6 protein-coding genes are annotated in these 14636 nt (G+C 53.9%); 4 read left to right on the forward strand and 2 right to left on the reverse strand.

The genetic code is table 11. The annotated features are described in order from the left end of the window. Positions 1-6: 6 nt before the first annotated feature. Together fepB and PMI41_RS18750 are read right to left on the reverse strand one after the other, a co-directional pair. Positions 7-990, reverse strand: coding sequence for a Fe2+-enterobactin ABC transporter substrate-binding protein (fepB, locus tag PMI41_RS18745; RefSeq protein ID WP_008127494.1), 984 nt, complete (start codon positions 988-990; stop codon positions 7-9). Between the two features lie 8 nt (positions 991-998). After that, positions 999-1859, reverse strand: coding sequence for an AraC family transcriptional regulator (locus PMI41_RS18750; RefSeq protein ID WP_157179438.1), 861 nt, complete (start codon positions 1857-1859; stop codon positions 999-1001). 205 nt (positions 1860-2064) lie between these two features. Between PMI41_RS18750 and PMI41_RS18755 the strand changes: the two genes are divergently transcribed. From PMI41_RS18755 to PMI41_RS18770, 4 genes are all read left to right on the forward strand, one after another. Then, positions 2065-4245 (forward strand): TonB-dependent siderophore receptor, encoded by a 2181-nt coding sequence (locus tag PMI41_RS18755; protein ID WP_008127498.1) that lies wholly within the window; start codon positions 2065-2067, stop codon positions 4243-4245. 85 nt (positions 4246-4330) lie between these two features. After that, complete coding sequence (gene fes / locus PMI41_RS18760) at positions 4331-5668, forward strand: enterochelin esterase (protein ID WP_052025940.1); 1338 nt, start codon at positions 4331-4333, stop codon at positions 5666-5668. Between the two features lie 47 nt (positions 5669-5715). Further along, complete coding sequence (locus PMI41_RS18765) at positions 5716-5943, forward strand: MbtH family protein (RefSeq protein ID WP_008127501.1); 228 nt, start codon at positions 5716-5718, stop codon at positions 5941-5943. A gap of 173 nt (positions 5944-6116) precedes the next feature. Next, on the forward strand, positions 6117-14618 hold the full coding sequence (locus PMI41_RS18770; protein ID WP_008127503.1) for a non-ribosomal peptide synthetase: 8502 nt from the start codon (positions 6117-6119) through the stop codon (positions 14616-14618). Positions 14619-14636 lie beyond the last annotated feature (18 nt).

Consider the following 14636-nt stretch of genomic DNA (forward strand, 5'->3'; position numbering starts at 1 on the left):
AACGCGTTACGCGAAAAGCCGTGTCAGCCGTTCCAGCATGTGTGAGGCGCTGTAATAGTCGAGACGGAATGTATCCAGGCCCATGGCGTACACGCGTTTGCCGGAAACAGACTTGATGTGTTTGAGAAAGATATTGGAATTGACTTGATCAATGATCTTGTCATCGGCGGCGAACAGCAACAGCGTCTCTCCATTGACACCATAGGCAAACTGTTCGCCGGACAGCTGAATGATATCGCTGCGGATGCCCATTGTGGTCAGCGTCTTTACCTCGGGCGGAATAGTTGCAAGCTCGAACCCGAGGGAAAGCAGCAGCTTTCCCTGCGCAGAAGCAGGTGTCCAGATATTGGCACCGGAATCATCCTCATAGTAGACCGCAGCGGTGGTCGGCTGCGGCGGAAGCCGGAGTTTTGACTTTGTATTGGCAACGCGTTTGTCGAAGTCGGCGATTACTGCCGCGGCTTCGGCTTCGAGTCCCGTTGCCTCGCCCAGCAATACAGCGACTTCCTGCCAGCTCTTGTCATCGTAGTTCACAACAAGTGTCGGTGCGATCTGGCTGATCTGGTCATAGAGGCGTAGTGCGCTGTCGCCGCCTGTCGCTGACATCACAATGAGGTCCGGTGCTGCGGCCATGACGGCTTCTACATCCGGTTCGGTACGATAAACGGGTACAACGCCTCTTTCATGGGCGATTTCCGCCCATTGGGTAAAGAAGCCCGCATGATCGGCGACCGTTCCCATATTGTTGGTGGCGGAGCTTGCTGCCACGGGTGCGTTGATGGCAAGCAGGGTTCCTGTGAGCGTAACGCTGGTGGAGACGATGCGCTGAGGCTTCTGTGTCAATGCCAACGCTCCTTTTGGCGTATTGACGCTGCGCGGCCAACCGCTGTCGCCGGCCATTGCGTGATCGATAAACCGGGTTCGGCTTGCCAGCAAGGCCAAGGCAGCACCCGATAGGAATGTGCGCCGTTTCCATAAAAGTGCGGTCATAATCTTGATTACCTGCGCTTGTACTTTGGCGAAACGCCATAGGTTTTCTTGAATGCTGTCGTGAAATTGGATGGAGTATTATACCCCGCCAGATGTGCGGCTTGGCCGATGGTTGCGCCTTCCCGTTCCAACGCATCATAGGCAAGTTCAAGCCGGCTACGGCGGATGAACTCGAACACCGTTACGCCGTAATGTTCTTTGAAATGGCGTTGAATCGAGGAAACACTGCCGCCGCATTCGCGGGCAATGGTTTCGATGGTCAGTTCTTCACCGAGATTGGCAAGAATGTAATTGTAAACACGTTCGCTTTGGCGCGCGTTGGACAGATGTGGACTATGTCGTTCCGCCTTGTGGGCGGCCAGATCAACGCAGGTCAATGACATGAGATCGAAGGCGCGAGAGCTGCGGAACAGGGTGCGCATTTCGCCCTGCATTCCGATCGGTGGGTGCATCAATTGTTCGGCAAGGCCAAGAATGTGCCTGCTGGCATCGATGCGGAAATGGGCGAGGTGAGTTGAAAGGAACTCCTTAAGTGCAGGCACACCATCGCTCTGGGCGCTGATCAGCCAGTTCATCCACGACAGAGGTGCTGAAATCATCACCTTGCGAAGCGGCACCTTGCTTGCATTTATGAAAGTGAGTTTGGAGGCACGCGCAACATTCAACACAAACACAAACGGCGCGCATGTTTCGCCAAATCCCGCATCGATGCGGAAGGGCACATCGTCAACAATGAAATGCTGTGCTCCCTGCAGCAGGACCATGACGATGAATTTTGCCGAAATGTCCTGCGTATCCGTGTCTGACGTGCATGCGGGAACACCCTCTATCGTGCCGACGAACAGGGGCTGCGGGATACTGAGATTCATCACGGCGTGCTGCATGATTGGGCCTTATCAGAAATTTCCGTTTGCAAATGGGTCGCATTTCGGGGCTGCCGTTTGAACAAAGGTTTTTGCCGTTTTGTCAAAAAGCGTTCTGTCGACAGCGCGTATAGCATCATATACATGACATTCTTAGTCAAGTTTATTGGGTGCTAGTTCAGCACGTCTAGGATTGCAAGGACCTTTATTGATGCGTCGCGTATTGAAGAATCGTTATTTTTCCAGTTCAGCAGTTTTGATTCTGATGGCCGGTGCCATGACAGGTGAGTCGTTGGCACAGGAAAGCGGCAATCCGATTGTTCTGGATACGATCACCATCAAGGGCGAAAAGGGCAATGGTCCGGTTAGGGGTTATGTTGCCAAGCAAAGCACTGCGGGTACCAAGACTGATACACCACTCAACAAGACTCCCCAGTCAGTGGCTGTTGTAGGCCAAGAACAGATGCAGGATCTAGATGTGCAGTCGGTTGCCGAAGCACTGCGTTTCACACCGGGCGTCAATACGGAATACCGTGGAGCGTCAAACCTGCAGGATGAAGTTGGTGTTCGAGGTTTTTATTACGTGCCGCGTTATCTCGATGGCATGCTGTATGACAGCAGCAACAGTGGCACCTACGCCAAGATTTTTCCCTATCTGTTGGAGAGGGTCGAGCTTCTCTCAGGGCCGTCATCCGTACTGTTCGGGCAGACGAATCCCGGTGGCCTGATCAATATGGTCAGCAAGAAGCCTACCGGAGAGCCAATTCGGGAACTGGAATTCACAGGAGGATCAAGAAATCACTATGGTGCTTCATTCGATTTCAGCGACAAAGTTCCCGGCAGCGATACACTTTCCTATCGAATCGTCGGCACAGGGCTGACAACGGATCTGCAGGAAGATTTCACCAAACAGGAAGGCTTTGCCATTGCTCCATCGGTGACTTGGACACCGGATGATCAGACAACGCTGACAATTCTTGGCGGATATCAGAGGGAGCCACATGCCGGGTTCCGGAACTTCCTTGACGCGGAGGGAACAGTTTCACCTATTCCGGGCTATGGATATATCCCTCGCAGTTTCATGATTTCCGACCCGGATTTCGAAAAGTTTGAACGCGATCAGGCTTGGATTGGCTATGAGTTTGAGCGTGAGTTGAATGAAACATTCACCATTCGCCAGAAGGCACGCTATCAATACATCGATTATGAGCACCACACACTTGTTTTCGGTTCAAAAAAGACTGATCCCGAGACGGGTAATCAGACCCTGATTTCCCGTATTGCCAGTGGTGGTGGAGCCCAGACTGACCAGTTTACCATCGACAATCAGGTAGAAGCGAAGTTCAATACCGGCGCGGCAGATCATACATTGCTTGGCGGTTTTGATTATCGTTATCTTTCAAGGGATTATAGTTGGGGGCGCGGGTCAGTACCCGACATTGATTTGACCGATCCACAATACGGAAATATCGGCCCCATCACGCTCAATCCATCTCAGGTAGATGAAACCAAAGCAAAGCAGGCTGGTATCTATCTTCAGGATCAGATCGAAATCGGAAAACTCAATCTGATGGCTGGCGGTCGTTATGATTGGGCAAGCACCGACATTGACGACAAGCTTGGCACCAATGATCAGTCTTATGATGACAATGCATTCACATGGCGCGTGGGTGCCGTCTACAATTTCGACAACGGGCTTTCGCCCTATGCCAGTTACTCAACATCGTTCGAGCCTTCTCTCACAGCTCCGGGCAAGGATCAGAGTGCTTTCGACCCGACGACTGCCGAACAGTATGAAGTTGGCATCAAATATACTCCGGAAGGCACAGATATTGTCCTGACCGCAGCCTATTTCGACCTGACCCAGAAGGACGTTGTCAAAGGTCAATGGATTGATGGAGAGACGGTCTATCGCCAGATTGGCAAAATCCACAATCGTGGTGTCGAACTCTCTGCCAAAGCAGAAATTTCCGACAATATCACGTTGATCGGCAGTTATGCTTACCTCGACTCTGAGGTCAAAAATTCGATCAATGAGCTTGAGGTCGGTAAGACTCCTGCGCGCCAGCCAGCGCATCAGGCTGCATTGTGGGCCAAGTATGACTTTGACAGTGGTGCTTTGAACGGATTGTCCATCGGTGGCGGCGTACGTTACCAAGGCAAGAGCTGGGGTGATGATACCAACACCTTTGAAGTGGATGCGGCAACCGTGTTTGACGCGATGGTCAGCTATGATTTTGAAGCAGCGAATCCCGAGTGGAAGGGTCTCAAGCTTCAAGTCAACGCAAAGAATCTGGCAAACAAGGAATATGTATCGTCCTGCTCCAATGCCTATGCCTGCTTCTATGGCGAAGGCCGCACTGTAACCGCCACTTTGAAGAAATCCTGGTAGGTGGCGGCCATGACATTCCAGAAGACGTTCACAAGTTAGCATCATGGCGAGAGAAAATTCATCCCGGGCGAAGTTTGCAGAGGATATGCAACCCCCTGCACTCAATCGAAAAGCGCCACAGACTGCCTTATTTCTTGACGCTCCTGACCGTGGCGAAGCAGGCTGGTGGGTGCGTTTGGTAAAACGCGGCGTGCCGATGATTGAAGCAATTGGGAATGGACAAGCGTGCGTAACATTTCTTTGGCGCGATGATCAGGGCACCGAACTCACATCACCGGTCGAACGCGTCTATGCGGACGTCAACTCCGTTACGGATCACCATTGCCTCACACCACAAAGCCTGGAGCGGATAGCCGGAACCGATGTCTGGTTCTGGCAGGTCGAGCTTCCGCTTAACTGGCGAGGCAGCTATTGTTTCATTCCAGCAAGTGAAGATCGCCTTCAACCAGTGTTGAGCGGAGATCTGCAGACATGCAAGGCCAACCACCGTGACTGGTGGCGGTCTGTTCTGCCCCATGCCACTCCCGATCCGCTCAATCCGCTGCAGTCCTATAAAGTAGGAATGCGCCTGAGAGTTTCACCTCTGCATCTGCCTGAAGCACCCAATTACGCCCTCTGGCACGCAATTGATTCAGGAAAGGTCCCCCATGCTCCTTTTCAGGAACTGGTAGAGATCAATTGGGCAAGCAAGCTCCAGAATAAGCAACGCAAGGTCTGGATCTATGTTTCCGGCTGGAGCCACAATCAGAGTGCGCCGCCCGTCGACGGATATCCGCTGGTGCTGCTGCTTGATGGCAGCAACTGGGCAGAGCAGATGCCTATTCAGGGCGTTTTGGAAATGGAAACAGCTGAGGGCAATTTACCTTCAGCAGTCTATGTTTTCATTGATCCCATCGATCTTGAACAGCGTGCCGAAGACCTGACCTGCAATGCTGAGTTCTGGAATGCGGTGCATAGCGAATTGTTGCCGCTTATAGCGGAAATAGCCCCGATTACAGCCAATCCCGCTCTAAGTATGGTGGCCGGGCAAAGCTACGGTGGACTGGCTGCGACCTATGCAGGACTTTTTCTGCCCAACCGCTTCGGCCTGGTTCTCAGCCAGTCAGGATCATTCTGGTGGCCAAATTTTGAGGCGCTCCGCTCGGCACAGAATGTAGCTGAGCTGCGTGAAGGAGCGCGTACAGGATGGCTGACAACGCAACTGAAATCCGGTGACGTTCCGGAAAAAATCCCCGGAGGTATGCGTGTCTTCATGGAAGTAGGTACCCGGGAAGAGGACATGATTGATGCGAGCGACACCATGAGCGTAGCTCTCAATGGTGCCGGTCATGAAGTTTTCTATCGCCGCTTTGAAGGCGGTCATGATGGCCTTTGCTGGCGCAACGGATTGATTGATGGACTGCGCTGGCTGTTTGCCAGGTGATTTCGCCAAATCTTGAACATTCGGAATTGAACAAAAGGAATGAAACGATGAATTCAGATGAAACAAATCCATTCGATGATGAGAATGGCAAGTTCCTGGTTTTGCTCAATGCACGTGGACAATACAGCCTCTGGCCCAGTTTCGCCCGCGTGCCTGCAGGCTGGAGCATTGAATCGGGACCGGATAGCCGTGCAGCATGCATCGAATTCGTTGAAATGCGCTGGGGTCCGGCTTTACGTCCGGGAGCGAGCATGATGGACGGTCAAACACTTTAGGTCGGTTCAAGATTCACATTACCACGACCTCTAAATCGTTTCTGCATTCCGGTGCTCAGATACCAAAGTGCACCGGTTCGCCTTGATCTTGAATCGCTACGTGCTCGTCGAGAGTCAAGGCAACGCACGCTTAGAATAAATGCCCGTATTAAACTGGATTGTGAGAAAGCATCATGCCGATTGTTCAATCTCCGGTACACATCCCTGTCAGCTCGAAAAAGCAGGACAACGCCCGTATTACGCTGCCGCTGACGGCAGCGCAGCCGGGCATATGGTTTGCGGGGCAGATTGATTCAGAAGCACAAACTTTTGTCGTTGCCCATTATGCCGAGCTTGAAGGGTCGCTTGATGCCGAACTGCTAAGCAAGGCTATCCGCATCGCACTTGCCGAGGTCGACACCATCCATGCGCATTTCGAGAATGGCGAAGACGGACCCGTTCAGAGTTGGCCATCAGCGCGCGAACCGGGTGATGTTGCTGCGCCAGACGTTATTGACCTCACAAATGAATTGAATCCCGCCGGCAGGGCTCAGGCATTCATGCGCACTGACCTTGAAGCGGCGCCAGCTCCAGGTGGCGATGGTCTGCTTTATCGACATATGCTGTTGAGGGTTGGGGAAGCCCGCTGGTTTTGGTATCAGCGCTATCATCACCTTTGTCTTGACGGCTACAGCTTTGCTGCCCTGACCCGCCGCATTGTCCAGATACAAACCGCTCTGGCTGCCGGGCAACAGCCAGCCTTGGCACAATTCACTTCGTTTGCTGAAGTGGTCAATGAGTACAAGAGCTACAAGACCTCAGATATCTACGAACGCGACCGCAGCTTCTGGAACAGTTATCTGGCTGAAGATGATGTTCCGGTAAGTTTCGTTTCTGCGGATACGGCACAGGAAAGTACGGCAAATATTGACGTGCTGCGGCTGCGGTTCAAACTTGGTGCTGAGATACTCGTCCGGCTTGCCGAACCCGGACAGCGTTTTCGCGTGGTCCAGCCGGAAATGCTGATGGCTGGTGTTGCAGCCTATATTCATCGGATGACGGCGAGTGAAACAATCATCGTCGGTATGCCATTTATGCGGCGTATGGGATCGGCCGCAATCAATGCAACCGGACCTGTCGTGAATGTTCTTCCCGTCAAACTCCGGTTCGACAACACTTTGTGTTTCGGTGAGCTGGCGCAGCAACTTTCCAAGGAATTGCGAAAAGTCCGGAAGCATCAGCGCTATGATGCCGAACAGGTGCAGCGCGATCTTGGTCTCGTTGGTTCTGGGCAGGCGCTCTATGGTCCGACAATCAATTTCAAGGTTTATGACGGAGATCTGGCGCTGGCTGGTGTCAAGTCAACAACCCACGTGCTTGCTGCAGGTCCCGTAGAGGACATCGAGTTCGGGCTGTGGTTTGAGGATGACACGTTGACGGTCGAACTTTCGGCAAATCCGGCACGTTATACGGCAGATGATCTGCAACTGCATGCTGATCGGCTGGAAGCCTTTATGCGCAGGTTGATAGATAACGTTGACGAGCCAATCCGGCGGCTTGACCTGCAGAGCGCCGCTGAGGTCGCATCGATAAAACATTGGTCGCGCGGACCGCAGGTGCAGTGCGCACGTCAAGCGCATACGGTTCTGGACATATTCGAGCAAAGTGCTTTTGCTAATGCCGATGAAACCGCGATCGCCGATTGCGAAACGAGCATTGACTTCGCCGCGCTTTCTGCAGCTTCTGCGCGGCTTGGTCATTTCCTGATCTCAAGGGGTGTCGGCCCCGGCGACGTTGTTGCGACAGCTTTGCCGCGCCGTGTCGACGCTATTGTAGCATTGCTGGGTATATTGGCCTCAGGAGCGGCGTGGATGCCGCTGGATCCGGATTATCCCGTTGAGCGGCTTTCTCTGATGTGCGCGGACGCCGAGCCAGTTTTGGTGCTTACACATAAAAATCTTCGGACAGCGGTGGTAACAGATACAGAGGTCCTCTGTCTCGACGATCCGGCGATTGTTGAAGCAATGGCTGTACAATCGTCCAGACCAGTGGAGGATGCGAACCGTTTACGTGTCCTGCGGGGCGATGACCTCGCCTATATTATCTATACGTCGGGTTCTACCGGCAAACCCAAGGGCGTCATGGTCCCGCACAAGGGACTTTTAAACCTGCTTCTTTCTCACGAGGCGGGGCTGTTTGGCGAAATCATGAGTAAAGTTGATAGGCGGCGGGTGCGAGCCTGCCACGCCATGTCACTCTCATTCGACTCTTCTTGGGAACAGGTTATCTGGATGCTCCTCGGTCACGAGTTGCATCTGTGTGATGAGGAACAACGGCGTGATGCGCAAGCGTTGGTTGATCTCATCGTGGAGCGACAGATCGATACTATCGATCTGTCTCCTTCCATGTTGCAGCAGATGATCGATTGCGGGCTGCTGCATCAGCAACATCAGCCGGTTATGATTCAGGTGGGTGGTGAAGCAGTATCATCTGCGCTCTGGCGCGAGTTGCGCCGCCATCCGCACATTCATTTCCATAATTTCTATGGTCCGACTGAGTATAGCGTCGATACTTTGAGCGCTAGTGTAATGGTTGCTGATGTGCCGGTTATCGGTCGCCCGGTTGCCAACTCGACTGTCCATATTCTCGATAATCTATTACAGCCCGTGCCAATCGGCGTAACCGGAGAGCTTTATATAGCTGGCCCAGGTCTTGCGCATGGTTATCTAGGTCGCGCAGGGCTGACGGCCTCGCGTTTTGTCGCCAATCCATTTGACGGTGGCAGTCTGATGTATCGAACAGGTGATCTCGCCCGTTGGCGTTCTGACGGGCAGGTAGACTATGCCGGACGTAGCGATCATCAGGTGAAGATACGCGGCTTTCGGGTGGAGCCGGGTGAGATTGAGCATATTATCACATCCCTGGAAGGTGTAACTGCCGCTCTGGTTCTGGCCGAACCATTTGGCTCCAGCCTGAGATTGCTCGGCTGGTTCACCGGTTCAGCCGACGAGACGGACGTGCAGGTTGCTTTGGCTCAAAGCCTGCCTGACTACATGCTGCCTTCCAGTCTCTCAAGGCTCGAGGCATGGCCGCTCAATGTTAACGGCAAGGTTGAGCGCACTCTCTTGCCCCGACCTGAACAGCGCAATGCAGTCAGTAAAGCTGTAGCCTATGCAGACGAACAGGAACGACTTGTCTGCGAAAGCATTGCCGCCGTAATCGGCATGGATGCCGTGCGTGCGGATGATGATTTCTTTGGACTTGGTGGTGACAGTATCAGTGCCATGGCCCTGTGCACGGCGTTGCGAAAGGTCGGTTTGGTCCTGCGCCCTCGCGATGTTTTCGGGTTGCGCCGGGCTGACCGTATGAAGACGGCATTGCAGCCGTTGGAGGCGCAACCGCAAATGCGCATGGTCGATGTTGATGGCGAGGTTAGCGGCCTGCCCATAGTAAAATGGTACGCGGAAAACCACGGGCTGGCGACGCGTTTTTCACAAGCGGTTCTATTGCGTGTACCAGCGAAGCTGGCACGCAAATCTATTGAACAGGCTTTGGAAGCCCTGTACCGGGCCCATCCTTCGCTGCGGGCGAAGGCAACGCATACCGGTCTGACAATTCCGCCTTTGCCGTTAGACTTCAGTGCTTCATCACTTCTGCTTGAAATTGCCAATCCCGGTGATGCTCGAATAGCGGAAGAAGCAGGGATAGCGCTCGTCGCTGCAAGCAACCGGCTTGACCCGGCATCAGGTATCATGCTGCAGGCCGTTCATTGGCCCGCAGCAGAGGATGATGGCTCATTGATGCTGGTGATCCATCATCTCGTTACGGACGGGGTGTCGTGGCGCATCATTCTGGCCGAACTGGAAAACGCCTGCCATGCCGCCATGGCTGGAACAGTGCCTTTCATCGCGCGTGAAGAAGCGTCTATCCGGGATTGGGCCAAGATGCTGGGCGAACAGGTTCCGATGCGACGGAACGAACAGCAATTCTGGCGTGATATGCTTGCTGACAAGACCAGTATCATGCCTCGTAAGCTGGATAAGGTCCGCGATACCTACGGTTCGGCGCTGAGCCAGCGAACACTGTTTGATGCAGATCTGACACGGCTGCTTTTGAGCAACCTTCCATCCGCCTATCGCATGACCGTCGAAGAAACCATTCTCACCGCAGTGACGAGGGCTTTCTCCCAGGTATTTGCGGTCGAACGTCTGCGATTTTCCTTGGAATCTCATGGCCGGCATATGGTCGATGACCGCGTTGATCCAAGCCGGACAGTCGGCTGGTTTACCGCAGAATATCCCGTCCTGTTCAACCTCGGCAATGTTGCAAGCGTGCAGGAATCAGTACTGTCGGTAAAGCAGGCGCTACGCCGGGTACCGGATCACGGCCTTGGCTATGGCGTGTTGCGTTATCTCGATACTGAAGCCGGACCAGAACTTGCCAGACTTGAAAAGATCAATCCGCCTGAGGTGCTGTTCAACTATCTCGGCCGGTTCGTTTCCCGGAATGGATATTGGACGCCGCAGGCGGTGGGCGGGCGCTTTGCTGACGCCTTTGCTGTCGATGTCGATCCGACGATGAGACTCATGCATGGCATAGAAATCAACGCCTTTATTGATGAGGCAGAGATTGGCCCGCGCCTTGCCATCAACTGGACATTGGCTGACGGGTTGTTTGAACCGGGCATGATCGAAGCTTTGCATGATGCAATTGCGATCAACATATCCGCATTGGCAGACCACGCCTGGGAGCATCCTGAAAAGGCCGCCGATACACTGGTTGCGGCTGACACGCCGGGCCTCACTGAAAATGAATTGCTGGATTTGCGTGAGCGCCATGGGTCGCTGGATGCGGTATTGCCTTTGCTTCCTTTACAGGAGGGGCTGCTTTTCCATACGCAACTGCATGAGGCTGCAAGCAAATACAACTCGATCACCCGCATTGATTTCAGGGGTTCTCTCGATAAATCATTGCTGTGCGAGGCGTTGGATGGCTTGCTGAGGCGTTTCCCGCAACTTGCCGCTCGGTTTGAAACGGGGCTGCAGTGCGGATCATGTCACGTGCTGCCGCTGGCACCCGGGCGATGGCCACTGGACGAGTATGATATCAGCACTGAAGCCGATAAAGCGGCGGCCTTGGGACGCATAGAACATACGGAACTGGATCGTGAATTCCTGCCGTCAGAAGGGCGGCTTTTCCATGCAAGCTTGGTTCATCGCGGCGAGAAGGCCCACACGCTTTTCATAAATGTACATCACCTTGTCATCGATGGCTGGTCAACGCCAATCCTGCTACGCGAACTGTTGGCAGCCTATGGCGACGGGCCCGATACACTCGAAAAAACCCGTGTAGCATACAGTGACGTAATCAATGCACTTGCAACGCGCGACCTTTCTCCGGCACGGGATGCATGGAAGGAAACGCTTGAAGGTGCGCGCCCGACGCTGCTGTTTGGTACTGCTGTTGCTGCGCCGGAAGTACACGAAATGGAATTCGTCATTCCTGATGTGCTGGAGCAGGCTTTGTTGGCCCGCTGCCGTGAGAACGGGCTCACGCTCAACACGCTCATGCAAGGTGTATGGGGCGCAACGTTATCATTGCTGACAGGACGTAGTGACGTGCTGTTCGGTACACCTGTCTCCGGGCGATTCAGCCCGATTGACGGCATCGACGAGCATATCGGGCTTTTCAGCAATACTGTGCCGGTGCGCATCCGACTGGATCCCGCGTTGCCGCTGTTACAGCAATTGGCAGCATCGCAGGCAGTACAGGGTGGTATGCTTGAACATGACAGCCTTGGCCTAGCTGAAATCCAGCAGATTGCCGGTGGTTCTACATTGTTTGATACACTGCTTGTCAGTGAAAATTATCCGCAGACTGATGCTCTGACCTCGCGGGAATACGCTGGTGTTAGAATAACTGGGCTGAACAATCGTGGTTATACCCACTATCCGCTGACACTGATGGTTCTTCGTGAGGAGAAGCTGCGGCTACTGGTTGAGTACCGCAATCTTTTGCGCGAGCCGGAACAGTTGATGACGCGCATCCAGATGCTGCTTGAACATATTGCCTATAACGGCGATCAAGCATGGTCGGAATTTGCTCCGCTTGTACCTGCAGAACAAGCGTTGATTGACGCGACTAATGCAACGGATGCGCCATTTCCGGAGGCGAGTTTGCGCGATCTGCTGGATCGTCAAGCGAAAGCTACCCCGGGTGCCATTGCTCTTGCTGACGACAATCATTCGCTGACTTACGTGCAACTGCGCAAACAGGTAACACAGCTCGCTATGCGCATGCAGAGTGCAGGCGTTGGCCCGGGCACTATTGTGGCGATTGCTCTACCGCGCTCGGTGCTTTTGACCATAGCTATCCATGCTGTCATCGAAGCCGGTGCTGCCTATTTGCCCCTCGATAGTGGTTATCCGGATGAACGTCTGCATATGATGATCGGCGATGCAAAGCCGAAGCTGATCATTACAGCGTCTGCGCTCCAGCAGCGATTTAGCGCTCTTGGCGAAATCATGCTGCTAGATGGTTTGGCAGAAGACAGAGCAATTGATTTTCTGCCTCCAGCACTCACACCAGACGATCCGGCTTATCTGATCTATACTTCAGGTTCCACGGGAAGACCAAAAGGCGTTCTCGTTTCGCATCGCGCAATCGTAAACCGCCTGGCGTGGATGCAAAACGAATACATGATAAATGTAGGCGACGTGGTGCTACAGAAAACACCCGCCAGCTTCGATGTTTCAGTATGGGAATTCTTCTGGCCATTAATGGAAGGTGCAGCGCTTTATATGGCTGCTCCAGAAGCGCATCGTGATCCTGATGAGCTGTCCAGGATTATCAAGCGTGAAAACATCACGGTGATGCATTTCGTACCGTCCATGCTCGCCGCATTCCTTGAATGGTGCAAGGAGGACACAAACGCCAAGGCACCATTGGGACAAAGCTTGCGCCATGTTTTCTGCAGCGGTGAGGCTTTGCCGCGCGGACTCGCTGACCGGTATCAGTCTTTGTTTGCTGGTGGATTGCACAATCTCTATGGGCCAACCGAAGCTGCCGTTGATGTCACATACAAGCCTGCCAGTGAACAATGTGCGTCGTCAGCTAATGTTCCTATAGGCAGGCCTGTCTGGAACACGCAGCTACGCATACTCGACCATGCATTGCGACCATCGCCGATTGGCGTGCCGGGTGATCTCTATTTATGCGGTGTCCAGCTTGCAGATTACTATCTCGACCGCGCCGAGCTGACATCGACCAGATTCGTTGCCGATCCTTTTGCTGACGGCCAACGCATGTACCGTACGGGCGACATAGCAAAATGGATGGACAACGGCGAAGTCGATTACCTCGGACGCAGCGACGATCAGCTCAAGATACGTGGTCAACGCATCGAATTGGGTGAAATTGAAGCGGTCCTGAAAGCACAGCCCGGCATAATAAATGCTGTCGTTAATCCTTGCGTGCTCGGCACTGCTGGAAATGGTGGTGATGCGCGCCAGCTCGTAGCTTACGTGATTCCTGATGATCTGGACATGGCGCGATTGAAAATGGCGCTGGCGGAACGTGTGCCCGCGCACATGGTGCCGACATTAATCGTTGAACTTGATGTTTTGCCGCTCAGCCCGAACGGCAAGCTAGACCGCAAGGCTTTGCCTGTCCCGTCAAGCGCGACAGAAGGCGGACGTGCTCCACGCCCCGGTCTGGAAAGCCGTATCGCAACGGAGTTCGCTGCTATTCTGGAACTGCCGATAGTGGGAGCAGAAGATGATTTCTTCACGCTTGGCGGCCATTCACTTTTGGCCATGCGGCTTGCATCGAAACTGCGTGCCAGTTTGGGTATGCCACTGTCGGTAGGACAGGTGATGATGGCGCCGAGCGTTGCAAAACTTGCTGCTTTGCTTTCGGCTGAATCCAGCGACAAGAATAGCTCAGGATTCGGAGCTGTTCTGCAGCTCCGGGCTGGGCAGGGCAATCCGCTTTTCTGCTTCCATCCTGCTTCCGGCTTTGCTTGGCAGTATAATGGCTTTGCGCGTTATCTGCCGGCAAACCTGCCTGTAGTCGGACTGCAGTCGCCGCGTGAAGACGGGGTGATTGCCAATAGCGCAACACTTGACGAGGCTTGCGAGCGCCATCTCGAGACTATTTGCAAGCTTCAACCGCGTGGTCCTTATCATCTGATCGGCTACTCATTGGGGGGGACTCTGGCGCAGGGCGTGGCAGCACGTTTGCGCGAACTTGGCGAAGAAGTGGCCTTCCTCGGTCTGTTCGATACCTATCCGCCTGAAGGACAGGATTGGACCGGTAATACGGAGAACGAGGCCGGTGCCGAAGCGGATCGCGAGAGAGAACAATTCGTTGCAGCAACGGAAGATGAGATTGGGGATGAAGCGATGCAGGCGGAGAAGACCGCCATGTTTGCCGATATCGTCGCCAACTACGCTGATGCGGTAAAGCTGCTCGCGCAGGGACGCACCCCCTATTTCGATGGCGAGGCTGTACTCTTCGTGGCGAAGAAGACGTTGCCCGGTGATTGGGACGTAGAAGGCTCGTGGGCCGGTCATCTCAAGGCGCTCGATATCCATGAAGTCGATTGCGCACACGAGGACATTCTCAGCCCTGAAACCCTCGTGGGGTTAGGGCCTCTTTTGGCCAAACTGCTCGCCGACGTTCGGTCGCTGGGTTGATACAGATGCGAACCCTAA

Origin of the sequence: Phyllobacterium sp. YR531 (assembly GCF_000282595.1) — a bacterium.
Lineage (GTDB): Bacteria > Pseudomonadota > Alphaproteobacteria > Rhizobiales > Rhizobiaceae > Phyllobacterium.